20 protein-coding genes are annotated in these 22,462 nt (G+C 72.8%); 8 read left to right on the top strand and 12 right to left on the bottom strand.

What is annotated here, in order from left to right:
• Window positions 1-24: 24 nt before the first annotated feature.
• The 6 genes from NE235_RS33455 to NE235_RS33430 form a co-directional block, all read right to left on the bottom strand.
• Window positions 25-798, bottom strand: coding sequence for an amino acid ABC transporter ATP-binding protein (locus NE235_RS33455; RefSeq protein ID WP_308206190.1), 774 nt, complete (start codon window positions 796-798; stop codon window positions 25-27).
• On the bottom strand, window positions 795-1,616 hold the full coding sequence (locus NE235_RS33450; protein ID WP_252810211.1) for an amino acid ABC transporter permease: 822 nt from the start codon (window positions 1,614-1,616) through the stop codon (window positions 795-797). The genes NE235_RS33455 and NE235_RS33450 overlap by 4 nt, the downstream gene beginning before the upstream one ends.
• Before the next feature lie 30 nt (window positions 1,617-1,646).
• Entirely contained in the window at window positions 1,647-2,456 is an 810-nt protein-coding gene (locus NE235_RS33445; protein WP_252810209.1) for an ABC transporter substrate-binding protein, read from the bottom strand.
• A gap of 72 nt (window positions 2,457-2,528) precedes the next feature.
• Window positions 2,529-4,055 (bottom strand): penicillin-binding transpeptidase domain-containing protein, encoded by a 1,527-nt coding sequence (locus NE235_RS33440; protein WP_252810207.1) that lies wholly within the window; start codon window positions 4,053-4,055, stop codon window positions 2,529-2,531.
• A gap of 119 nt (window positions 4,056-4,174) precedes the next feature.
• The gene (locus NE235_RS33435; protein ID WP_252810205.1) at window positions 4,175-4,984 is read right to left on the bottom strand and encodes an ABC transporter substrate-binding protein; all 810 of its coding nucleotides are present in this window, start codon (window positions 4,982-4,984) and stop codon (window positions 4,175-4,177) included.
• Window positions 4,985-5,166: 182 nt separating this feature from the next.
• Entirely contained in the window at window positions 5,167-6,159 is a 993-nt protein-coding gene (locus tag NE235_RS33430) for an ArsR/SmtB family transcription factor (protein ID WP_252810203.1), read from the bottom strand.
• Between the two features lie 55 nt (window positions 6,160-6,214).
• Between NE235_RS33430 and NE235_RS33425 the strand changes: the two genes are divergently transcribed.
• Window positions 6,215-7,447 (top strand): MDR family MFS transporter, encoded by a 1,233-nt coding sequence (locus NE235_RS33425; protein WP_252810201.1) that lies wholly within the window; start codon window positions 6,215-6,217, stop codon window positions 7,445-7,447.
• Between the two features lie 76 nt (window positions 7,448-7,523).
• Here NE235_RS33425 and NE235_RS33420 read toward each other — a convergent pair whose 3' ends face one another.
• Window positions 7,524-8,909: a glycoside hydrolase family 16 protein gene (locus NE235_RS33420; protein ID WP_252810199.1), complete on the bottom strand. Its 1,386-nt coding sequence runs from the start codon at window positions 8,907-8,909 to the stop codon at window positions 7,524-7,526.
• 243 nt (window positions 8,910-9,152) lie between these two features.
• Between NE235_RS33420 and NE235_RS33415 the strand changes: the two genes are divergently transcribed.
• Both NE235_RS33415 and NE235_RS33410 read left to right on the top strand, forming a co-directional pair.
• Window positions 9,153-10,400 (top strand): MFS transporter, encoded by a 1,248-nt coding sequence (locus tag NE235_RS33415; protein ID WP_252810198.1) that lies wholly within the window; start codon window positions 9,153-9,155, stop codon window positions 10,398-10,400.
• 58 nt (window positions 10,401-10,458) lie between these two features.
• Window positions 10,459-12,303, top strand: coding sequence for an NAD+ synthase (locus NE235_RS33410; protein WP_252810197.1), 1,845 nt, complete (start codon window positions 10,459-10,461; stop codon window positions 12,301-12,303).
• A gap of 94 nt (window positions 12,304-12,397) precedes the next feature.
• Here NE235_RS33410 and panB read toward each other — a convergent pair whose 3' ends face one another.
• Complete coding sequence (gene panB / locus NE235_RS33405) at window positions 12,398-13,240, bottom strand: 3-methyl-2-oxobutanoate hydroxymethyltransferase (RefSeq protein WP_252810196.1); 843 nt, start codon at window positions 13,238-13,240, stop codon at window positions 12,398-12,400.
• 208 nt (window positions 13,241-13,448) lie between these two features.
• On the opposite strand from panB, the gene NE235_RS33400 reads away from it, so the two are divergent.
• The 5 genes from NE235_RS33400 to NE235_RS33380 all read left to right on the top strand — a co-directional run bounded on the left by NE235_RS33400 (window position 13,449) and on the right by NE235_RS33380 (window position 19,772).
• Window positions 13,449-15,008, top strand: a complete 1,560-nt coding sequence (locus NE235_RS33400) for an MFS transporter (RefSeq protein ID WP_252810194.1) — start codon at window positions 13,449-13,451, stop codon at window positions 15,006-15,008.
• A 14-nt stretch (window positions 15,009-15,022) separates the two neighbouring features.
• On the top strand, window positions 15,023-15,631 hold the full coding sequence (locus tag NE235_RS33395) for a TetR/AcrR family transcriptional regulator (RefSeq protein WP_252810192.1): 609 nt from the start codon (window positions 15,023-15,025) through the stop codon (window positions 15,629-15,631).
• 88 nt (window positions 15,632-15,719) lie between these two features.
• Entirely contained in the window at window positions 15,720-17,789 is a 2,070-nt protein-coding gene (locus tag NE235_RS33390; protein WP_252810190.1) for a SpoIIE family protein phosphatase, read from the top strand.
• Between the two features lie 256 nt (window positions 17,790-18,045).
• Window positions 18,046-18,984: an asparaginase domain-containing protein gene (locus NE235_RS33385; RefSeq protein ID WP_252810189.1), complete on the top strand. Its 939-nt coding sequence runs from the start codon at window positions 18,046-18,048 to the stop codon at window positions 18,982-18,984.
• A 125-nt stretch (window positions 18,985-19,109) separates the two neighbouring features.
• Window positions 19,110-19,772 carry a hypothetical protein gene (locus NE235_RS33380; RefSeq protein WP_252810187.1) on the top strand — a complete coding sequence of 221 codons (663 nt, stop codon included), beginning with the start codon at window positions 19,110-19,112 and terminating at the stop codon, window positions 19,770-19,772.
• Here NE235_RS33380 and NE235_RS33375 read toward each other — a convergent pair.
• From NE235_RS33375 to ppgK, 4 genes are all read right to left on the bottom strand, one after another.
• A complete protein-coding gene (locus NE235_RS33375) occupies window positions 19,723-19,902 on the bottom strand; it encodes a helical backbone metal receptor (protein ID WP_406567659.1) in 180 nt (59 codons plus the stop codon). The genes NE235_RS33380 and NE235_RS33375 overlap by 50 nt on opposite strands.
• A 102-nt stretch (window positions 19,903-20,004) precedes the next feature.
• Entirely contained in the window at window positions 20,005-20,967 is a 963-nt protein-coding gene (locus tag NE235_RS33370) for a ketopantoate reductase family protein (protein WP_252810185.1), read from the bottom strand.
• Window positions 20,964-21,644 (bottom strand): NADPH-dependent F420 reductase, encoded by a 681-nt coding sequence (gene npdG, locus NE235_RS33365; protein ID WP_252810173.1) that lies wholly within the window; start codon window positions 21,642-21,644, stop codon window positions 20,964-20,966. Before npdG ends, NE235_RS33370 begins: the two co-directional genes overlap by 4 nt.
• 24 nt (window positions 21,645-21,668) lie before the next feature.
• Entirely contained in the window at window positions 21,669-22,418 is a 750-nt protein-coding gene (ppgK, locus tag NE235_RS33360; protein WP_252810171.1) for a polyphosphate--glucose phosphotransferase, read from the bottom strand.
• Window positions 22,419-22,462 lie beyond the last annotated feature (44 nt).

Here is a 22,462-nt window from a genome sequence, read left to right as displayed (position 1 = left end):
GCGTGCCGCCGGGGACCCACCGGGTCACTCCTCGACCTCGGCCGCGGCCGGGTCGAGGACGCGGGACAGGAACCTGCGCGTCCGCTCGTACGCCGGGTCGCCGATGACCTTCGACGGCGGTCCCTCCTCGACGATGACGCCGCCGTCCATGAAGACGACGCGGTCGGCGACCTCGCGGGCGAAGCTCATCTCGTGCGTGACGACCAGCATCGTCATGCCCTCGAGGGCGAGCTTGCGCATGACGCCGAGCACGTCGCCGACGAGCTCGGGGTCGAGCGCGGAGGTCGGCTCGTCGAACAGCATGACGTCCGGGCCCATGGCCAGCGCGCGGGCGATCGCGACCCGCTGCTGCTGCCCGCCGGACAGCTGCGCGGGGTAGGCGTCCACCTTGTCGGCCAGCCCCACGCGGACGAGGTTGTCACGCGCGATCCGGTCGGCCTCCTCGGCGGAACGCCGCAGCACCTTGCGCTGGGCGATGGTGACGTTGCCGAGCACGGACAGGTGCGGGAACAGGTTGAACTGCTGGAACACCATGCCGACGCGGCGGCGGGCCGCGTCGATGTCCACATCCGGATCGGTCAGCTCCACGCCGCCGACGTACACCTGCCCGGCGGTGGGCTCCTCCAGGAGGTTCACGCAGCGCAGCAGCGTGGACTTGCCGGACCCGGACGGCCCGATGATGCACACGACCTCGCCACGCGCGACCTCGAAGTCGATGCCGCGCAGCACCTCCAGGTCCCCGAACGCCTTCTGCAGCCCGGTGATCTGGACCGCCGCGGCGGGATTCACCGTCGTCACCGCTGTCCCCTCTTCTGCCGGGCCTCCAGCCGCCGCGCCAGGTGGCCGAGCGGAATGGTGATGATCAGGTAGCAGATGGCGGCGGCGACGATCGGCGTGGTGTTGCCCTGCTGGCCGGTCACGTCCTGGGCGATCTTGGTCAGCTCCCGCTGCTGCAGCGTCACGCCGAGGTACAGCGCCAGGGACGAGTCCTTGAACAGCAGGACCAGTTCGTTGGTCAGCGGTGGGATGACGACCCGCAGCGCCTGCGGGATGATGATCGAGCGCATGGCCCGCCCGTGCGACATGCCGAGCGTCCGCGCCGCCTCCATCTGGCCGCGCGGCACGGCCTCGATGCCGGCCCGGATCGTCTCGGCCATGTACGCCGCCGAGACGATGCCGAGTGCGAGGGCGGCCTGGCCGTACACCCCGCCGGGGAATTCGACCCCCGGGAACGCGATCGGGATGCCGGTGCCCACGAAGATGAAGATGAGCAGCGCGGGCAGCCCGCGGAACACCTCGATGTAGGCGATGGCGAACCAGCGGTACGGCGGGACCGACGACAACCGCATCAGCGCCAGCACCAGGCCGGCCGCCAGGCCGAGCGCGAATCCGGTGACGGTGAACAGCAGGGTGTTGCGCAGCCCGACCGTGATGATGTCGGGGAACAGCGTCTTGGCGACCCGCCACTCGGCGAAGTTGGTCTTCAGCGTGCCCCAGTTCGCCAGGGACGCGAGCAGCACGACGGCGACGACGAAGACGCCGTACTCGCCGCCCAGGATCAGCCGGCGGCGCTGCCTGCGGGTCAGCCGCGGCGCCGCCTCCGCGTGTTCAGTCATTGCGGCCTCTCGGATCGGTCAGGGCCGGGCTCAGGCGTTCGCCGGCATCGGGCCGATCCACTTTTCGTAGATCTTCTTGTACTCCCCGTTCTGCCGCGCCTCGTCGATCGTCTGGTTGATCAGCGCGAGCAGCTTGGGGTTCTTGCCCTTGCGAACGGCGAAGCCGTACTGCTCACCGGTGTTGAGGCTGGCCGCGATGCCGTACGCGGCGTTCGCCGGGTCCTTCAGCCAGCCCTGCACGACCGGGTAGTCCTCGACGATGACGTCCACCTGGCCGCTGCGCAGTCCGTTGAGGAGGCTGGCGGAGTCCTTGAAGGACTTCGAGTCGATGCCCTTGGCGTGGACGAAGTCCTCACCGGTGGTGCTGGCCTGGGAGCCCACCTTGAGCTTCTTGGCCTTGACGTCGTCCAGCGACGCGTAGGTCGCGCCCTTCTTCGCCATGATCGCCTGGGTCGCGTTGAAGTACGGCTTGGTGAAGTCGATGTACTTCGCCCGCTCCGGCTTGATTGTCATGCCGGCGGCGGCCACGTCGCACTTGCCGGCGTTCAGCGCGGTGCCCGACTTGATCGTCTCAAAGGGCGTGTCGACGACCTGCTGGGTCACACCGAGCTTCTTGGCGACCAGGTCGATGATGTCGACGTCGAAGCCGACGACCTTGCCGCCCTGGGCCGACTGGAACGGCGGGTACGGCAGGTGGGTGCAGGTGGTCAGCTTGCCCTTCTTCACCAGCTTGGCGCCCTGGACCGTCGCCCCGCCTCCTCCTCCGCCGCAGGCGGTGAGGGCGAGAGCGGCCGCGCAGAGCCCGGCGGTGGCGGCGGCGAGCCGACGACTTATAGCCACAATTCCTCCAAAGCAGACAAATTAATGTCCGACTATGTCATACCGCACGCCACCTGCGAAAACGTCAGCGGGTCACGACTTGGTCACGGCAAGGAAGCGAGCCGCCACCGGCCCGGCCACCTGTCCGCCGTCCCCGCCATGGAGGACGAGGACGGCGAAGGCCAGATCGCCCCGGTAGCCGATGAACCACGCGTGCGTATGGCCCTGGGCATCATATTCGGCCGTCCCCGTCTTACCCGCCGTGCCCGCCGGAAGTCCGGCGTGGGCCGCGGTGCCCCGCGTGGCGACCGCGCGCATCATCGACCGCAGCCCGGCGACGGCCGGGGACGGCAGCGGCCGGACCGTCCCCCCGTGCACGAGGCGGGCGGGGACCAGCCTCGGCGAGCGGTACGAGCCGTCGGCCACCGCCGCGGCGACGACCGCCATGGCGAGCGGCGTCGCCTGAACCTTCCCCTGGCCGATCGACGCCTCGGCCAGCCCGTTGCCGCCGCCCGGGTCCAGGAGGTCGCCGGAGTACGCCGTGCCGGTTCCCGCGTCGAAGTGCGCGCCGAAGCCGAACGCGGTGGCGCTCCGCCGGAGCCGATCGGTTCCCGCCGCCACCCCCAGCTTCGCGAACGTCGTGTTGCAGGACTCCGCGAACGCGTCGGCGAGCGGCACCCGGCCCAGCGCCAGCCCGCCGTGGTTGTGGATCGTGCGCTGCCCGGCGACCGTCACGGCCGGGCAGTCGACCGCGCTCGCCGGGGTCATCCCGCCCTCCAGCAGCGCCGCCGCGACGACCACCTTGAACGTCGACCCCGGCGGGTACAGGCCCTGGAACGCCTCCTCGTGGCCCGGCAGCCGGTCGGCGACCGCCACGATCTCGCCCGTCGAGGGCCGGATCGCGACCAGGGCCGCCGGTGTCGACCCCACGGCCGCGTCGGCGGCCGCCTGCGCACGCCGGTCGATGGTCGTGCGGACGGGCTCCGCGCCCCGGCCGGGGAAGACCTTCAGCGGCACCGCCGGGCGTCCCGGGTTCCGCACCTGCACCGTCCACCCGGGGGGCCCGTCGTCCTCGCCGTACCGGCCGCCGACGTCGGTGAGGTACGGCTGGGCGCCGCTGTCGTCGGGCAGGGGCCGGCCGTCCGCGGCGACCGGCGCGCCCGACGCGCCCTCGGTCCGCGTCAGCAGGAACCGGCCGCCGTCGGCCAGAGCCGGGTGCAGCGTGGCCGGCGACCACACGACCCGCCAGGCGCCGTCGCGGCGGGCGAGCCGCAGGGTCGCACGGAAGCTCCACTTGCCCACGCCCGCCAGATGCCGGGTGACGGCGTAGTCGACGGACGCCTCGTCACCGTGCCGGACCGGCGCGCCGGGGGTGAGGTCCACCGAGTCGACGCGCAGCGCCCGGGACAGGGCCAGGTGCCGGTCGGCGAAGTCGCCGGGCGGGTCGTCGGCCAGCCGCCGCATCGCCGGCAGATCCCCGTCGCTCCAGGCGCGGAAGTACGCGCGCGAGGCCTCCTCCGGCGTCGCCGGGCCGCGCGGTCCCCGGAGACCGGCACACGAGAAGGCGGCCCCCGCTACCAGGATGATCAGGCCGGCCGCGGCGACGGTGACTCCGCGCATCACGCTCCCCCATCGGCGACCCCTAAGTGGATCATGGTCTCCGACACGGCGGCGACGGGCTGACCGGTTCCGGCCGGTCCGGTCCGGGACCGGCCTCCGCGCCGTCCGGCGCCAGGAGGTCAGCCGGTGGACTCGGGCGGCATCGGGCCCATCCACCTCTCGTACGTCCGCCGGTAGGTGCCGTCCCGGCGGATCCGCGCGATGACGTCGTCGATCAGCCGCAGCAGCGCCGGGTTGTGGCCCTTGCGCACGGCAAAGCCGTACTGCTCGTGGGTGAGCAGCCCCGGGACGAGGGTGAATCCCGCGTTGGCCTCGTCGGTGAGCCAATAGCGGACCACCGGATCGTCCTGCACGAGCGCGTCGACCTGCCCGGTGCGCAGCGCGTCCAGTTCGGTGGTGGCGTTCTCATACCCCTTCGTCTGCCATCCCCGGCGGCGCGCGTACGCCTGTCCCGTCGTGCCGACGACCACGCCGACGCGCACCCCGCCCGGGCCGAGGGAGTCCGGCGCGATCCGCGCGTCCCGGCGGGCCATCAGCACCTGCCCGGAGTCGAAGTACGGCCGGGAGAAGTCGATCGCGGTGGCCCGCTGCGGGCTGATGGTCATGCCGGCGGCCGCCACGTCGCAGGCCGCGACCGCGAACACCTCGCCCGAGGTGATGGCGGTGAACCGGGTGTCGACGATCTTCTGCCGCACGCCGAGCCGCCGGGCGACCAGGTCGATCAGGTCCACGTCGAAGCCGACGATCGCCTTGCCGCGCTGGAACTGGAACGGGGCGTACGGCAGATGCGTGCAGGTGGTGAGCGTGCCGCGCGCGACCAGGTGGACGCCCCGCACGGTCTGGCCGGGCGGGGCGCAGCCGGCCAGCAGGCAGGCGGTCACCGCCGTCGCGGGCATGGCGCACGCCCGGAAGAGAGTGAACAGGTGCACGGTGCCTCCGAGGGGGATACGACGCTCCATCCGTCCCACTCACGCGGAAGAGTCAATCAGTTGCGCACCGTCACGTCCATGTCGATCGCACCGTCCGTTCCCGCCGCGCGTTACCCGGGGCGGGCCGCCACCGCCCGTCCGCACGTCACCGCCGGTCCGTGTCGCCCGCCGCCGCGAACGCGTCACCGCGGGCCCGTGTCGCCCGCCGCCGCGAGCGCGTCGCCGGCCGCCGTGCGCGCGTACAGGACGCGCCTGCCGACCCGGTGCCCGCTCACCAGCCCGCACGCGCGCAGGACACCCAGGTGCTGACTGATCGCGCCGGGGGTCACCGCCAGGCGCCGGGCGAGCTCCGTCGTCGAGGCCGGGACCGTCAGTGCGAGCAGCAGCGACGCGCGGCGCCGTCCGATCAGGGCCGCGAGGGCGTCCGGGGGCGCCGCCGGGACGGTCTCCCACAGCGTCGCGACACCGTACGCCGGGTAGCTCAGCATCGGCTGGTACGGCGGGACCATCACCGAGACGGCCGGCCAGACGAACGCGCTCGGCACCAGCACCAGCCCGCGCCCGGCGAGCGGACCGCGATGGTGCCACCTGCGCCGGACGGCGAGCCGGTCGCCGTGCCAGCGGACCTCCTCGTGGAGGCCGGCGAAGAGTCCCTCGGCCCCGCGCTCGGTCAGGGCACGGGACCGCCGGAGCACGTCGGCCTCCAGCAGCGCCCGCATCCTCGGCCAGGCCCCTTCGAGGGCCGCCTCCCAGTACGCCTCGATCAGGTCCGCCACCTGGGCGAGGGCGCGCTCGGGAGCCTCGGCCATCGCCCGTCGCCGCGCGCGCGGCGACGCCGGCTCCACGGTTCCCTCCCCGACCTTCAGGATCTCCGCGGCGACGCGGCGGGCGGGTGTGGCCCGCACCCGCGCCAGTTCGGCGGCGAAGTCCGGCAGCGGGGAGTCCGGCGGCGGCGTCAGGAAGTCGGGCATGTACCCGTCCGCCGGGACGAGGGCGTGCAACGGCGTCAGGTCGAGCCCGCGCAGCCGGGGCCGTACGTCACGGACCCACGGAAGATGCAGCGCGCGCCGGGACGGGTCGGCGAGCACCCGCAGGCCGTGCATCAGCTCCCAGAGGGGCGAGAACGCGAACCGGACGCGCGCGACGTCGTCGGGGGCGAAGAGGAACTCGATCATTTAGGCACCGCTAAAAGAGTTCCAGCCGGGCGCGCGTCTTGTCGACCATTCCCGCATGACCTCCGTCGACGAGCTGCCCGCTCCCCCGCCCACCCGGCTCCCCGCGTTCCTCCACACGCGGATCGGCGGCCTGCCACGAGGCTTCTGGGCGCTGTGGACCGGCAGCTTCGTCAACCGGCTCGGCACGATGGTCGAGCCGTTCCTCGCCTTCTATCTGACAGGAGTGCGCGGTCTGTCGGCCGGCGCGACCGGGCTCGTGCTGGCGCTGTTCGGTCTCGGCTCGATCATCTCCCAGATCGTCGGCGGAGTGCTGGCCGACCGGGTCGGGCGGCGGGCCACGCTGACCGGCGGGATGCTGGCCACCGCCGCCGCGATGCTCGCGCTCGGGTACACGACCGCGACCCCGGCTCTGATCGTGCTGGTGTTCGTGCTCGGCCTGACCATCGACGCGTTCCGCCCGGCCTCGCAGGCGCTGCTGGCCGACCTGGTCGGGCCCGCCGAGCGGACCCGGGCGTTCGGGCTGCTGTTCTGGGCGATCAACCTGGGCTTCGCGGTCGCGATGGTGCTCGGCGGAACGCTGGCGCGGGCCGGCTTCTCCTGGCTGTTCTGGATCGACGCGGCCACCTGCGTGATCTGCGGCCTCCTGGTCTGGCGGGCGGTGCCGGAGACCCGCGCCCGGCGCGCGGAGCGCGAACCCGGCGGGCTCGCGGACGTCCTGCGGGACCGCGTCGCCGTCGGCTCGGTCCTGGTGGTCCTCTGCTACGGGTTCGTCTACATGCAGTGTTACTCGACCCTCCCGCTGGCGATGCGGCACGCGGGACTCGCGCCGTCGGTGTACGGCTTCGCGATGGCCGTCAACGGCGTCGGGATCGTCGTCGTGCAGCCGCTGATCGGCGCCTGGCTCGGCCGCCGCGACCACAGCCGGGTCCTTGCGGTGGGCGTCGCCGTGGTCGGGGCCGGGTTCGGGCTGACCGCGCTCGCGTCGTCGGCCTGGGCGTTCGCGGCGACGGTCCTGGTGTGGACGCTGGGCGAGGTCCTCTTCGCGGCGGTGTCCACCGCGATCATCGCGGACCTCGCGCCGGCGCACCTGCGGGGGCGCTACAACGGGTTGTACGGAACGGCGTTCGCGGCGGCGTCGCTGCTCGGCCCGCCGGTCGGCGGCTGGCTGCTCGGCCTGGCCCCCTGGTCGCCGTGGCTCGTCTGCGCCGCCCTGTGCGGGTCCGCCGCCGCCGGTGCGCTCGCGCTCGGCCCCGCGGTCCGGAGACGGCGGCGGGCCCTGGCGCCGTGAGGGCGCCAAGGCCGGAAGGGTGCGGGCGCGAGGCGGGCGGGGCGGGAAACCGGTCGGCACCCCGCGCCCGCACGTCTCAGTGACCGAAGTCGAACCAGTTGACGTTGACGAAGTCGGCGGGCTGCCCGCTGCTGAAGGTCAGGTACACATCGTGCGTGCCGGTGACCCCGGTGATGTTGGCCGGGACCGTGCGCCAGCTCTGCCAGCCGCCGGTGTTCCCGACGGCGAAGCTCCCGATCGGGGCGTTGGAACGGCTGTCGAGACGCACCTCGACCAGCCCGCTCACGCCGTCGGCGGCGCCGCTCGCGACCCGCGCGTAGAACTGTTTCGCGGGCGTGGATCCGAAGTCGACGCCCTTGTACAGGGCCCAGTCGCCGTTCGCGGCCCACCCGACGTCCTGGCCGCCGCCGCCGTCGGTCGTCGTCTCCGTGGCCAGGCCGGACTGCTGGTCGTAGGACTCGGCCTGGATCTGCGCGTAGGCGTCGCGGCCGCCCGGCGCGGGCGTGCTCCCTCCGCCGGTCTGCCACACCGCGACGTAGTCGACGAGCATGGGGTGGCCGGGGACGGTGCCGGAGTCCGGGCCGCCGCCGTACGCCGCCGGGAACCCGCCGCCCATCGCGACGTTCAGGATGACGAAGTAGCCGTGGTTCGTCGCGTTCGCCCACGTGGTGGCGTCCATCTGGTCGGCGCGCACGGTGTGGAAGTTGACGCCGTCGAGGTAGAACCGCATCTGTTCCGGGCTCGTACTCCGATCCCATTCGAGGGCGTAAGTGTGGAATGCGGCCTGGCAGGTCGTCGGAGAGCAGGCGCGCTGGCCGCTGATCCCGTTCGTCTCGTGACACGGGCCGTCGGGGCTGGTGCCGCAGTGCATCGTGGCCCACTCGTTGTTGATGCCTTGAACGTTCTCCATGATGTCGAGCTCGCCGATGCCCGGCCAGTTCCACCAGTTCCCGCGATAGGGGGCACCGAGCATCCAGAACGCCGGCCAGTAGCCGCGCGCCGCCGCGCCGGTGACGTCCGGCATCTGGATCCGCGCCTCGACCCGGAGTCTGCCGCCGGCGGGCGGCTGGAAGTCCGAGCGCCGGGTCTCGATCCGGCCGGAGGTCCAGTTCCCGGCGCCGTCGCGCTGCGGGGTGACGCGCAGGTTCCCCGCGCCGTCGAGGGAGACGTTGGAGGTCGAGGAGGTCATCGTCTCGACCTCCCCGGTGCCGAAGTTCGCGGGGCCGCCGGGGTAGCTCGTCCCCGTCGTGTACTGCCAGTTCGCGGTGTCGACGCCGGAGCCCGCGGGACCGTTGAAGTCGTCGGTGAACACGGTCGTCCAGCCGGGCGGGGCGCCGGGCGCGGAGGCGTGGGCCGCGCCGGTGGTGACGGTCGCCGCGGCGCCCGCGACGATGAGTGAGGACAGCAGGGCGAGGGTCGCTCGCAGGCGGAGCCTGCCCCGCCTGGCGGGGGTCGCACTCATAGGTACCTCTCTTCCGAGAGCGGGGGCGGAGCCATGAGCGCGCAGTCGGGAGGCTGCCGCCTCACTGTCCCCCCGAAATACCTTCTGGTCAAGGCATGAACACACGAACGGTCTGCAGTCGGCTACCTGTTCAACTCATGAACGGACGTGTACCACCCTCTTCTCTCTCGCGGGGGTTGACCGATTCGTGTGGAATGTCTAACTTCAGGTGGTTAATTCCCTCCGAGACGGCGTACGAGCTGAATGGTGGAGGCTCCGAGGTCCTGTGGCCTGGCGCACGGGCTCTCCGTTCTCCGGGAGCGCGATTTCCGCTGGTTCTTCCTCGGCCAGTGCACCTCCCTGCTCGGTGACGGCATGGTCGCGCCCGCCCTCGCCTTCGCCGTCCTCGGCCTGACCGGGCGCGCCGCCGACCTCGGCGTCGTCCTCGCCACCGGGTCGGCGGCGCAGGTCATGTTCACGCTGATCGGCGGCGTCATCGCCGACCGCCTTCCCCGCCACTCGCTGATGCTCGGCTCCGACCTCGTACGGGCCGTCAGCCAGGGCCTCGCGGCGGCCCTCCTGATCTGCGGCGCCGCCCGGGTGTGGCACCTCGTGGTCCTGCAGGCGGTCCACGGGATCGCCGCCGCGCTCTCCGGGCCCGCCGTCGCCGGGGTCGTCCAGGCGACGACACGGCCCGAGCAGCGGCAGCCCGCCAACGCGCTGCGGGTCCTGGCCCTGTCCGCGTCGCTCCTCACCGGGCCCGCGCTGGCCGGCGCCCTGGTCGTCGGCGTCGGTCCGGGCTGGGCGCTCGCCGCGGACTCCGCGACGTTCGCGGGCAGCGCGGCGTGCCTGTCCCGGCTGCGGCTCGGGCGGGCCTGCCGGGAACGCCCGCAGAGGTTCGCCCGCGAACTCGCCGACGGCTGGCGAGAGTTCCGGTCCCGGCGGTGGGTGTGGAGCGTCATCGTGGCGTCCTCCCTGGTCAACCTCCTGTACGGGGCGTTCTCGGTGCTCGGTCCCACGGTGAGCGCCCGGTCGTTCGGGGGCGCGGGGGCGTGGGCGCTGATCTCCGCGACGTTCGGCGGCGGCTGCCTCGGCGGCGGGGCGATCGCGCTGTGCGTACGGCCGCGGTACCCGCTGCGCTGGGGAGTCGCGATGATGGTGATGTTCGCGTGCCCGACCCTCGCCCTGGCCTCCGGGCTCACGGTGGCCGGCATCGCGATCGCGGCGTTCTGCGGCGGCCTCGTCCTCATGGTCTTCAACACACTGTGGGAGACGGCCCTCCAGCACCACATCCCGGCGACGGCCCTGTCGCGCGTCTGCGCCTACGAGTGGGCGGGGGCGCTCGCCTGCCAGCCGCTCGGCCTGGCGCTGGTGGCGCCCGTCGCCGCCTGCTTCGGCCTGCGGACGACGCTCTGGACCGCGGGGACCCTGCAGATCCTCGTCGTCCTGATCCCGCTACTGTTCTCCGAGGTACGGATGCTGCCGTCGCCGCCGCGCGACACCCGGGGGTGAACACGATCGTCCGGTCCCTCGCGGCACCGTCCTGAAGGTCCCGTCTAGTCTCAGGAGCGTGGCACAGCTTCGTATCGCACTCGCTCAGGTGGACGGGACCGTCGGCGACCTGACCGGCAACGCCGACCTCACCGTCGAATGGACCCGGCGCGCCGCCGACCGCGGCGCGCACCTCGTCGTCTTCCCGGAGATGTTCCTCACCGGCTACCCGGTGGAGGACCTCGCGCTGCGCAAGTCGTTCGTGGACGCGTCGATCGCCACGCTGGAGGCGACGGCCCGGCGGCTCGCCGACGAGGGCCTCGGCGAGCTCGCCGTCGTGCTCGGCTACCTCGACCGGCGCTCCGACGTCGTCGACCGCGTCGGCCAGCCCGCCGGCGCGCCGCTCGACGCGGCCGCCGTCCTGTACCAGGGCCGGGTCGTCGTCCGCACCGCGAAGCACCACCTGCCGAACTACGGCGTCTTCGACGAGTACCGCTACTTCGTCCGCGGCGACCGGCTGCCCGTCTTCCGGCTCCACGGCGTCGACGTCGCCGTGGCGATCTGTGAGGACCTGTGGCAGGAGGGCGGGCCGGTCACGGTGGCCCGTGACGCCGGCGCCCGGCTGCTCGTCACCCCGAACGCATCGCCGTACGAGCGCAACAAGGACGACGTGCGCCTGGACCTGTGCGCGCGGCGGGCCCGCGAGGCCGGGTGCGCGCTCGCGTACGTCAATCTCGTCGGCGGCCAGGACGAGCTGATCTTCGACGGCGACTCCGTCATCGTCAACGGCGCGGGCGAGCTGATCGCCCGCGGGCCGCAGTTCACCGAGGACCTGCTCGTCGCCGACCTCGACCTGCCCGCCGCCCCGGCGGAGTTCACGCCGGGAGAGACGCCCGCCGACGGGCGCGACGGCACCACCATCACCATCGAGCGTGTGCTGCTGTCGCCTGACCCGGTGCCGGCGTACCCCCCGGAGGAGCCGCCCTGCGCCGAGCCGCTGGGCGACCTCGGCGAGGTGTACGGCGCGCTCGTGCTCGGCGTGCGCGACTACGTCCGCAAGAACGGCTTCCGCTCGGTCATCCTCGGCCTGTCCGGCGGCATCGACTCAGCGCTCGTCGCCACGATCGCCGCGGACGCCATCGGCCCGGACAACGTGCACACCGTGCTCATGCCCAGCCGCTACTCCAGCGATCACTCGATCACCGACGCGGAGGACCTGGTCAAGCGGCAGGGCATCCACTCCCGCACGGTGCCGATCCGCGGCATCGTCGACGCCTTCGAGGCGGAGCTGGAGCTGCACGGCCTGGCCGCCGAGAACCTCCAGGCGCGGGTCCGCGGCACCATCCTCATGGGCCTGTCCAACGAGCACGGCCACCTGGTCCTGACCACCGGGAACAAGAGCGAGCTGGCCACCGGCTACTCCACGCTGTACGGCGACTCCGCCGGCGGTTACGGGCCGATCAAGGACGTCCCGAAGATCACGGTGTTCGCGCTGTGCCGGTGGCGCAACGAGCGGATCGACGGGGCGCACCCGTTCACCCGCCCGTCCGAGACCCCGCCGATTCCGCAGAACATCATCGACAAGCCGCCGTCCGCGGAGCTGCGTCCCGGCCAGCTCGACACCGACTCGCTCCCGCCGTACGACATCCTCGACGCACTCCTGGACGACTACGTCGAGAAGGACATGGGCCGGGACTCCCTCATCGCCGCGGGGCACGACCCGGACCTGGTCGAGCGGGTGATCCGGCTGGTCGACGCGGCCGAGTACAAGCGCCGCCAGTACCCGCCGGGCCCGAAGATCACTCCGAAGAACTTCGGCCGCGACCGCAGGCTTCCGATCACGAACAAGTGGCGCGAGATCGTCGCCCCCGGCACCGCCGACCCGGCGCGCGTCGCCAAGGAGCAGACCGCCGAGAACGCCTGAGGGGTTCCCGGAGCGCCGAGGATGTTCGTCACCTTACCGACCAAAATCCCCGGCGCCGGCAGCCGCCCGGCGGACCGGGCGGCGGTCACGCGGGTCAGCGGTAGCCGTGTTCGGGGCCGGGGAAGGCGCCCGAGACGACGTCCGCGGCGAACTCCTGGACGGCGCCGCTCAGCACGCCCGCCACGTCGGCGTACTTCTTGACGAACTTCGCGGTGTGCGGGGTGAGGCCGGCCATGTCCTGCCACACCAGCACCTGCGCGTCGGTGCCGGCGCCCGCGCCGATCCCGATCGTCGGGATGGACAGCGCGGCGGTGACGCGCTCGGCGAGTTCCGCGGGCACGCACTCGAGCACCACGGAGAACGCACCGGCCGCCTCGAGGTCCTTGGCGTCGGCCATGAGGCGCTCGCCGTCCTCACCGCGTCCCTGGACGCGGTAGCCGCCGAAGGCGTTCACCGACTGCGGCGTGAGGCCCAGGTGCGCCATGACGGGAATGCCCGCCGCGACCAGCGCCTCCACCTGCGGGAGCACCCGGCGGCCGCCTTCGAGCTTGACCGCGTGCGCGCCGGCCTCCTTGAGGAACCGCGCCCCGGTGTGCAGGGCCTCGGCGACCCCGGCCTGGTACGCGCCGAACGGCAGGTCGGCGACGACCATGGCGCGGGTGGTGCCGCGCACGACGGCCGCGGTGAGCGGGATGAGGTCGTCGACGGTGACGGGGATCGTGGACTCGTGGCCGAACACCACCATTCCGGCGGAGTCGCCGACGAGCAGCACCGGGATGCCCGCGTCGTCGAAGACCCGCGCGGTGAGCGCGTCGTACGCGGTGAGCATGGGCCACTTCTCGCCGCGCTCCTTGGCCGCCGCGATGTCGCGTACGGTCACGCGGCGTCCGGTCTGGCCGCCGTACAGCGTGGTCGGCCGACTGGTCGAAACAGACATCGGAAACCTCCTGCCTCGAGGCGCCACGGTGGCGTCCCCGGACGAGATCGATGATCCCATGAGGTCAACGAGTCGTACAGCCCGGTCCTTCCCCGAACCCTCTCCGACTTTCGAAACGGTACAGTTGCGTATCGGATCGATCCGCCCTAGGCTGTGCATCGTTAAGAAACGACACGGACTCGTATCTATTCCTCCTTCGAAGGGCCTCATGGATCCCCAGACCATTCACCGGAGACGCTGGAGCATCCTCGGCGTCCTCATCGTCAGCCTGCTCGTCATCGTGCTCGACAACACGATCCTCAACGTCGCCCTGAAGACGATCGCGGACCCCCGCGACGGCCTCGGCGCCACCCAGGGCCAGCTCGAATGGGCCATCAACTCCTACACGCTCGTGTTCGCCGGCCTGCTGTTCACGTTCGGCGTGCTCGGCGACCGGATCGGCCGCAAGCGCATGCTGATGATCGGCATGTCACTGTTCGGCCTGGCCTCACTGCTGTCCTCGCTGGCGCAGACCCCCGACCAGCTGATCCTCGCCCGCGCGGCGATGGGCTTCGGCGGCGCGGCGGTCATGCCGCAGACCCTGTCGATCATCACGAACGTCTTCGAGCCGCAGGAGCGCGCCCGCGCCATCGGCCTGTGGGCCGGCGCCGTCGGTATCGGCGTCGCCATCGGGCCCATCACCGGCGGCCTGCTCCTCGACCACTTCTGGTGGGGTTCGGTCTTCCTCATCAACGTCCCGTTCGTCATCGCCGGCGTGATCGGCATCGCGTTCCTCGTTCCCGAGTCCCGGAGCCCGATCCGCGCGAGGATCGACTTCGGTGGTGTGCTCCTGTCGATCGCCGGCCTGATCCTCCTCACCTACGGGATCATCGAGGGCGGCGACAAGGCGACCGTGACCGCGCCGTCCGTCTACGGCTCCGTGCTCGCCGGTGTCGCGCTCCTCGCGGTGTTCATCTGGTACGAGTCCCGAATCGAGCACCCGTCCCTCAACGTGCGGCTGTTCCGCGACGGTCGGCTGTCGGCGTCCGTCGGCGCCATCGCGCTGGTGTTCTTCGCGCTGGGCGGCGTCTTCCTGTTCATCTCGCTCTACCTGCAGGACGTCCGCGGCTACTCCCCGCTGCAGGCGGGCCTGCTCACGCTACCGCTGGCCGCCGGCCAGATGATCTTCTCGCCGCGCAGCGCCGGGCTGGTCGCCCGGTACGGCGCCAGGCCGGTCGCCGCAACCGGGCTGACGATGGTCGCGCTGGCACTGCTCAGCTACCACTTCGCCGCGGTCCACAACCCGATCTGGATCCTGGAGATCACGTTCTTCGTGCAGGGCGCGGGCATGGCCCTGGTGATGACCCCGGCCACCACCGCCGTCATGTCGGTGCTGCCGCGTGAACAGGCCGGATCCGGCTCGGCGATCAACAACATCGCCCGTCAGGTCGCGGTCGCGCTCGGCACCGCCCTCCTGGGCTCCCTGGTCGCCTCCATCTACCGCGACGGCATGAAGCCGCACCTGACCACGCTGCCCGAGGGACTGCGCGCCGTGGCCGGGTCGGACATCGGCGCCACCACCGGCGTGGCCGAGAAGCTCGGGCCGGCGGGCCGGGCGCTCCTCCCCCCGGCGCACGACGCGTTCGTCCACGCCATGCACATCACCTCGGCGATCTCCGCCGCGGTGGCCTTCCTCGGAGCCCTCGTCGTCCTGAAGTGGATGCCGGGCCGGCCGGCGGCCGAACCCGACATCCCCCAGGTCGAACAGCGCGAAGCCGTCGAGGTGTGAGACGGTGAAGCGTCATGACGCACACCACTGACCAGTGCTCCGCGCGGCCGCCGGGCCGGCCGCGCAGCGAGCGCGCAGCGAAGGCGATCGTCGACGCCACCCTGGACCTCCTCGCCGAGGAGGGCGGGGTGGCGGGCGTCTCCATCGAGGCGGTCGCCGCGCGTGCGGGCGTCGGCAAGACGACGATCTACCGCCGGTGGCCCAACAAGGAGGCGCTCATCATCGACGCGCTCGCCGCGTTGAAGGAGCCGCTGCCCGAACCACGGGGCGTGTCGGTCCGCGAGGACCTCATCGCCATCGCCCGCGCCTTCGTCGCCGACAAGAGCGACAAGAAGCGGGTCGACTGCTACTGGAGCGTCCTCGGCAGCGCCGAGCGCTATCCGGAGCTGGTGGAACGGGTCACCCGCGAGGTCATCGAGCCCCGGCGCGAGGTCATGCGGGCGGCGCTGCGGCGGGGCATCGCCTCCGGGGAGCTCCGCCCCGACCTGGACGTCGAGCTGGCTCAGTGGATCATCACCGGTACGATCACCCACCGGGCCCGGGCCGCCGGCGCCGGTCCGGTCCCGGTGGACTTCGCCGAGCGGATCGTCGACGCCGTCCTGGCGGGGTTCGCGGCACACTGAACCGGAGCGGCAATGATCTTCCTCCGCCGAGCGGCTTTGGCCATACTTTTACTCGGGGGATGACGGTCCACAGGAAGGACTCCGGCGGATGGCCGACTCTTCGGCGAGGACCCTGGTGCTCGGCATCGGCCGGGCCGGCCGGGTCCTCCAGTGCGGGCAGAACTCCTCCGGCGTGCTCGGCCGTACCCCCGAGGAGCTCGTCGGCGCCGACGTGAGCGGCCTGTTCACCGACGAGAGCAAGGAGGCCCTGACCGGGCTCCTCGACGCCCTCGCCGACCGCCACGAACGCACCGCCGTCCTCGGTCTGCGCGCCGCGGACGGCGACCCGCGCAACGCCGTCGTCACCGTCCAGCCGATGCACGCCACCGCCGCCGACCCGGTCGACCTGATGACGGTCCGGGTCGCCGTGACGGACCTCGAACGCTTCACCGACCCGGCCCTGATGCGCCGGGCGATGCTGGATGACGCGCTCGTGCGGATCGGCGCCACCCTCGACCTCGACCAGATGGCCCGCGAGCTCGCCGACGTCGTCGTCCCCCACTTTTGCAACTCCGCCGGCGTCCTCATCCAGGAGGCCATCGTCGCCGCCGACGAGCAGCCCTCGATCGCTGCGGACGGCACCACGGTGCTGCGCCGGCTCGCCATCGCCTCCGACGAGCCCGACCCCCGCTGGAACTCCGCCTTCCCGACCGGGGAGGTCCTCACCTATCCGCCCGACACCCCGTACACCCGCTGCATGGCCACCGGCGAGCCCGTGCTGGTCTCCCACCTCGACGGGAAGGTCGCCAGGCGGACCGCCCGGCTGTGGCGGCGCAAACCCGTCGCCAAGCTCCTCGCCGACACCTCCATGGTCGTGCTGCCGCTGATCGCCCGGGGCACGACACTGGGATTCCTCGTCTGCACCCGGAGCCCGGCCCACCGCCCCTTCGACGCCTACGACGTCGAACTCGGGATGGAGTTCGCCGCCCGCGCCGCGCTCTACATCGACAACGCCCGCCACTACAGCCGCGAACGCGCGACCGCCCTCACCCTCCAGCGGAGCATGCTGCCCACCGGCCTCACCGCCCCGTCCAGCGTCGCCGTCCGGCACCGTTACCTGCCGGGCAACCAGCTCATCGAGGTCGGCGGCGACTGGTACGAGTCGATCGCGCTGCCCGGCGGGCGCGTCGCCCTCATCGTCGGCGACGTCGCCGGTCACGGCGTCCGCGCCGCCGTCACGATGGGCCGCCTGCGCACCGCCCTGCGGACCATCGTCAACCTCGAGCTCTCCCCCGCGGACGGCCTGCAGCAACTCGACGCGCTGATGCGGGAGATCGGCGAGCGCGAACCCGCCTTCGCCACCTGCGTGTACGCCGTGTACGACGCGACCGCCGGCACCTGTGAGATCGCCTCCGCGGGGCACCTGCCGCCGCTGCTGCTGCGCCCCAACGGCACCAGCGAGTTCCTCGACGTCCCGCCCGCCCCGCCGCTCGGAGTCGGCGAAGGTGTCATCGAGACCCGTAAGTTCACCGTCGGGGACGGCAGCGTCCTCGTCCTCTACACCGACGGGCTCGTGGAGAACCGCGGCCAGGACATCGACGACGGCCTCTCCCGGCTGCGGGGGCTGTTCGGCGCGGACGCGCTGTTCCGGCCCTTGGAGGAGCTGGCCAAGGCCACCCTCGATAGCGCCTACGCCGACCATGACCGCGATGACATCGCCGTGCTCATCGCCCGCCTGCGCCGCCTGCCCGCCGGTCATGTCGTCTCCTGGCGGCTGCCCGCCCTGCCGTCCGCGGTACGGGACGCCCGGGTCCGGGTCCGTGAGACGCTTGAACGCTGGGGCCATGAGGAGCTGTCCTTCAGCACCGAGCTCGCGGTGTCGGAGCTGGTGACCAACGCCCTGCGCTACGCCGCGGGCGACATCGAGCTGCGGCTGCTGCGCGACCGCACGCTGGTCTGCGAGGTGCGCGACGACGCCGACGCGCTCCCCCGGGCACGCCAGGCCGCCGACGACGACGAGGGCGGGCGCGGCCTGCAGGTCGTGCGCCGGCTCGCCAAGCGCTGGGGCGCCCGCCCCGTCCGCGACGGCAAGGTCGTCTGGTGCGAGTTCGAGCTGCCCGGTCAGGAGGACGACGCCGACGGCTCCTGGCCCGGCGAGGCCCACCACCTCCCCACCTGACGGGGTTATTCGCGCCAACTCCCCCCGAGCGTCTTCGCCATGCACTAGGTTTCGTCCGTCGTCTGATCATGAGGCGGACGCCGCCGGCGCCGCGTGACGCCGGAGGATGCCGAAGATGGCCACCCCCCTGAACCCGCCGCCATGGCCGATCCCGCCGTCGCGGCAGGTCACGCTCCCGGCAGGCGAACCAGATGCCGAGGCCCCGTCACCGCCGGCGCCACCCGGTCACGCCGCATTGCCGGCCACCATGTCTCCGGTGACCGGCATCGGCCCGGTCGGCGAGTGGGCCGGTGACGGGATCGAGCCGGAGGTCATGCCCCGCCTCGTCGTCGTGTTCGACCCCGAGGGGTCCGCGCCGGTCGCCGGCGTCGCGCCGTCCCCGCCGCACGGGGTCAGGGTGGAGCGCCGCCCGGCCCCAGGTCCCGTCTCCACGTTCGCCGGGGTCGGCGACCTGGCCCGTGCGGTCGGCGAGGCGACCGCTGACGGGGCGGCCGGCGCCGTCATCGTGCATCCGGCGGAGACGCTCGCGGAGACCGCCTGGGCGCTGGAACTCCTGCACGAGGCGGCCGCGCGCATCGTCCTCGTCGCCGCCTCGGGCGGTCCGGCCGACCTGACCGACGCCATCACCGTCGCGGCCGCCGGGCCGGAGTGGCCCGGGTGCGTGGTCGTGGCGAACGGGGAGATCCACGCGGCCCGCCACGTCACCGCGACCGGCGTCGCGGCTCCGGCGTTCGCCTCGCCGGAGGCGGGGCCGCTGGGCCAGGTGACCGGTGGGACGCCGCGTCTGCTGCGGCGCCCGCCCGGGAGGTTCACGGTCCGCGGTCCCTTCGCCGGGCGGCCGCCGCGCGTCGGGCTCCACGTCGTGGCGCTCGGCGACGACGGCGGGTTGCTGCGGACGCTCGCCGGGGACTGTGCCGGGCTGGTCGTGGCCGCCCGCGCGGGACAGGCCGCGCTCGACGCGCTGGTCCCGGTCCTCGCCGAGACCGCCGCGCGGATCCCGGTCGTCCTGCACTCCCCCACCACACCGCCCGCGGGCCTGGCGGTCACCCGCCTGGACCCGCTCAAGGCCCGCGTCCTCATGCATCTCCTGCTGGGCTCCGGCCACGACCGCGCCGCCGTGCTGGACGCCTTCGCCGCGCTCGAGGCGGACGCAGCCGTGCCGCCGGTCCCCTCATCGGCCGCGGCAGCGTTTTGAAGATCGACCGGCTGGGGTAGATGATCTCCACTCCCGTGTAACGCCACAGCCGACGACCGGTCCGAGCCGTCAGGGACGAGTGCCCGGACGGCGGGGCGACCCCCCGCCGTCCGAAGGGCACTCCCATGCCACGTGTCTTCGTCATCGTCCTGTCCACGACCGCCGCCCTGGTCACCACCGCGAGCGCCCCTGCCAGGGCCGCGCACCCGGTCGCTCCGGCCGCCCATGCCACCGCGACCCCGGCCGCTCCGGGCCGCTCCGCCGCCCACGCCGCCGCCCCGGCCGCTCCGCGCCGGCCCGCCGCTCATGCCGTCGCCACCCCGGCCGCCGGCGGTCCGCCGGGACGGGACGGGGTCTGTTCCCAGGCCTACCTGCCGCTGCCCGATCCGGCCTGTCAGCCCGGGGCGGTCAACCCGGACGTCACACAGGCGACCATCGGCGTGACGATCTGCGTGGCCGGCTGGACCAGGACCGTACGGCCGCCGGTGTCCTACACGAACGCGCTCAAGCGCCGGCAGATCGCCGAGTACGGCTACACCGACACGAACCCCGCGGACTACGAAGAGGACCACCTGATCCCGCTGGAGCTCGGCGGGGCACCGCGCGATCCGCGCAACCTGTGGCCCGAGCCCCGCTACGACGCCGGCGGGGGCACCGCCGCCGGCAAGGACGAGGTCGAGAACGCGCTGAAGAGGAAGGTGTGCGCGGGGCTGATGCCGCTCGCCGCCGCTCGTACGATCATGGCCGTGGACTGGAGGCGGGGCCGGAACGCGGCAGCGTCGCGCTGAGGACCCCCCGCGCCTCCGTGAGCGACGGCCCATACCACTCCAGGTGCCGGCCGCTCACGAGGGCCACCGGGAGGCCGGGGGACATCTCCGGCCCGTGCGCCGCGGAGAAGGCGTACGGCTCGTCGGGCAGGACGACCAGGCACGAGGGAGACCACGCGGCGGACCGTCCGGTCGCGATCGAGCGGGGCGCCGAGGTCGGCGGCCCGGACCGGAACGCCGCACGGCCGTGCGGTCATCCCGGCGCAGGCCCGTCCAGCGCGGCCAGGAACTCCTCCGGCGTCATCAGTCCCGGCTGCAGGCCCTCGTGGGCCATCCGGTTCGCCAGCCGCCGCAGCAGGTCGTTGACCGGGGTCGGCACGCCGTGTTCCCGGCCCAGCAGGACGATCTCGCCGTTCAGGTAGTCGGTCTCGATGCTGCCGGTGCCCCGGCGCAGGCTCTGGTACGACGAGCCGCCGCCGCGCTCGCGCCCGCGGATCGGGCGGATCCGGGAGACGATGGCGACGCCGGCGGCCGCGTCGATGCCCGCCGCCCGCAGGCAGGCCTCGCCCTCTTCCCGGGCGAGCCGCTCGATGTCCGCGCCCTGTTCGCCGGGCCCGATGACCACCTCGACGGCGTTGTTCAGATTCGAGACGAGCTTGCCGTACTTGTAGCGCATGATGTCCGGCCGTGCCTTCGACGCGAAGGTCGCGCCCGCGAAGGCCGCCGCGAGGGACTCGGCCGGGCCGTCCGTCCCGGCGGGGTACCGGCCGACGTCCAGGCTGCCCGTCTGCGGGGCGAGGTACGCCTCGACGACACCGGGTTCGGAGAACGCCGACGGCAGCAGGACGCAGATCCCGTACACGCGGGCGAAGCGCCGGAGGGCGAGGCGCTCGTTCTCCACGCCGTTCTGGGCGCAGGCGACGACGATGTACGGTGGTGCGACCGCCGCCAGCTCGGCCAGCGCCGGCAGGGTGTCCTGCGTCTTCATCGCGAGCAGGACGACGTCATCGGGCTGGAAGGTCACCTTCGACGGCCGGTCGACGACCGGGACGGGCAGGGTGACGCTCTCCTCGGGGGTGTCGAGGCGCAGTCCCCGGTCGCGCACGGCCTCGTACTGCGCGCCGCGGGCGATGAGGGTGACGTCGTGGCCCTGCTGGAAGAGCCGTGCTCCGATGACGCCGCCGACCGCGCCCGCGCCGTAGACCACGAACCTCATACGTCGGTCACCCGCAGGCCCGCGTGCGCCTTGTACCGCCGGTTGATGGAGATCAGGTTGGCGGTGAACGCCTCGACCTGGCCGGCGTTGCGGAGCCGCCCGCCGTAGACGCCGCGCACGCCGCCGATCCGGCCGGCGAGGGCCTGCACCGTGTTCGTGGCCTCCCGGTCGTCGCCGAGGACGAGGACGTCGAGGTCGACCTCGTCGACGGCCGGGTCGAGGAGCGTCACGGCCGAGACGTGGTGGAAGGCCGCGACGACGGTGCTGCCGGGCAGGGCGGCGGCGGCCTGCTGGGCGGCGCTGCCCTCCTCGACGGGCAGCGCGTAGGCGCCCTGCTTGTCGAAGCCGAGCGGATTGACGCAGTCGATCACGATCTTGCCGGCCAGCTCGTCCTGGAGGGACTCCAGGAGCGCCTTATGGCCGTCGTACGGCACGGCCACGATGACGAGGTCGGACTCCCGGGCGACGACGGCGTTCTCCGCGCCCCGGACGGTCAGGCCCTCGCCGAGGCTCTCGGCGGCCTGCTGGGCGCGTTCGGCGTTCCGCGATCCGATGATCACGTTGTGGCCGGCGAGGGCGAACCGGCGCGCCAGTCCCTTCCCCTGGTCGCCGGTGCCGCCCAGGATCCCGACGGACAGGCCGCTGACGTCGGGCAGATCCGCGTGCTGAGTGCTCATGGACGATGATCCTGCCAGGCCGCCTCAGGTTCTTCCCGCAGCGGGTACCGCGGCCATGGCGGCGCCGATGATGCCCGCGTCGTTGTGCAGCTCGGCGGGGATGACCGGGGTCCGCACGCCCTCCAGGAGGGGCACGAAACGGTCGGCCTTCCTGCTCACGCCGCCGCCCAGGATGATCAGCGACGGGTACAGCAGGTCCTCGACCCGCCGCAGATACTCCCCCAGCCGTTTCGCCCAGTCGTGCCAGCCCCAGTCGTGGACCTCACGGGCGTGCGCGGAGGCGCGCCGCTCGGCGTCCTTGCCGCGGATCTCGATGTGCCCGAGCTCGGTGTTCGGCACGAGCCTGCCGTCGAGGAACAGCGCGCTGCCGACCCCGGTGCCGAGCGTGAGCATGAGGACCGTGCCCGGCCGGCCGCGCCCGACGCCGAAGGTCATCTCCGCGACCCCGGCGGCGTCGGCGTCGTTGAGCAGGGTCACGGGCGCCCCGCTCGCCTCCGCGAACAGGTCGCGCGCGGCCAGGTCGATCCACGCGTCGCCGAGGTTGGCCGCCGTGCGGACGACGCCGTCGGTGACCACGCCCGGGAAGGTCACGCCCACGGGCCCCGTCCAGCCGAAGTGCGCGACGATCTCCGCGACGGTCCGCGCCACCTCCTGCGGCGGCGCGCCGTCCGGGGTGGGAAGGCGCAGCCGGTCCCGGGTGAACTCGCCCTTGTCCACGTCGACCGGCGCGCCCTTGATGCCGGACCCGCCGATGTCGACCCCCAGTATCTCCATGCGCAATACCTACCTGAGAACGCCGACACCTAACAAAGTGCGCG

The sequence above is a fragment of the Actinoallomurus spadix genome (genome assembly GCF_024055725.1).
In the GTDB taxonomy this organism is placed as follows: Bacteria; Actinomycetota; Actinomycetes; order Streptosporangiales; family Streptosporangiaceae; genus Actinoallomurus; species Actinoallomurus spadix.
Note: the sequence above shows the minus strand (reverse complement) of the source record. Positions and strands in the feature narration are given on the sequence as shown.

Bases quoted from the DNA above. Each gene is read 5' to 3' on its own strand.
- NE235_RS33440 (WP_252810207.1), bottom strand. From the start codon at position 4,055: ATGCGCGGAGTCACCGTCGCCGCGGCCGGCCTGATCATCCTGGTAGCG.
- NE235_RS33370 (WP_252810185.1), bottom strand. From the start codon at position 20,967: ATGAGGTTCGTGGTCTACGGCGCGGGCGCGGTCGGCGGCGTCATCGGA.
- ppgK (WP_252810171.1), bottom strand. From the start codon at position 22,418: ATGGAGATACTGGGGGTCGACATCGGCGGGTCCGGCATCAAGGGCGCG.
- NE235_RS33380 (WP_252810187.1), top strand. From the start codon at position 19,110: ATGCCACGTGTCTTCGTCATCGTCCTGTCCACGACCGCCGCCCTGGTC.
- NE235_RS33400 (WP_252810194.1), top strand. From the start codon at position 13,449: ATGGATCCCCAGACCATTCACCGGAGACGCTGGAGCATCCTCGGCGTC.
- NE235_RS33390 (WP_252810190.1), top strand. From the start codon at position 15,720: ATGGCCGACTCTTCGGCGAGGACCCTGGTGCTCGGCATCGGCCGGGCC.
- NE235_RS33430 (WP_252810203.1), bottom strand. From the start codon at position 6,159: ATGATCGAGTTCCTCTTCGCCCCCGACGACGTCGCGCGCGTCCGGTTC.
- NE235_RS33395 (WP_252810192.1), top strand. From the start codon at position 15,023: ATGACGCACACCACTGACCAGTGCTCCGCGCGGCCGCCGGGCCGGCCG.
- NE235_RS33415 (WP_252810198.1), top strand. From the start codon at position 9,153: ATGGTGGAGGCTCCGAGGTCCTGTGGCCTGGCGCACGGGCTCTCCGTT.
- NE235_RS33420 (WP_252810199.1), bottom strand. From the start codon at position 8,909: ATGAGTGCGACCCCCGCCAGGCGGGGCAGGCTCCGCCTGCGAGCGACC.
- panB (WP_252810196.1), bottom strand. From the start codon at position 13,240: ATGTCTGTTTCGACCAGTCGGCCGACCACGCTGTACGGCGGCCAGACC.
- npdG (WP_252810173.1), bottom strand. From the start codon at position 21,644: ATGAGCACTCAGCACGCGGATCTGCCCGACGTCAGCGGCCTGTCCGTC.
- NE235_RS33425 (WP_252810201.1), top strand. From the start codon at position 6,215: ATGACCTCCGTCGACGAGCTGCCCGCTCCCCCGCCCACCCGGCTCCCC.
- NE235_RS33450 (WP_252810211.1), bottom strand. From the start codon at position 1,616: ATGACTGAACACGCGGAGGCGGCGCCGCGGCTGACCCGCAGGCAGCGC.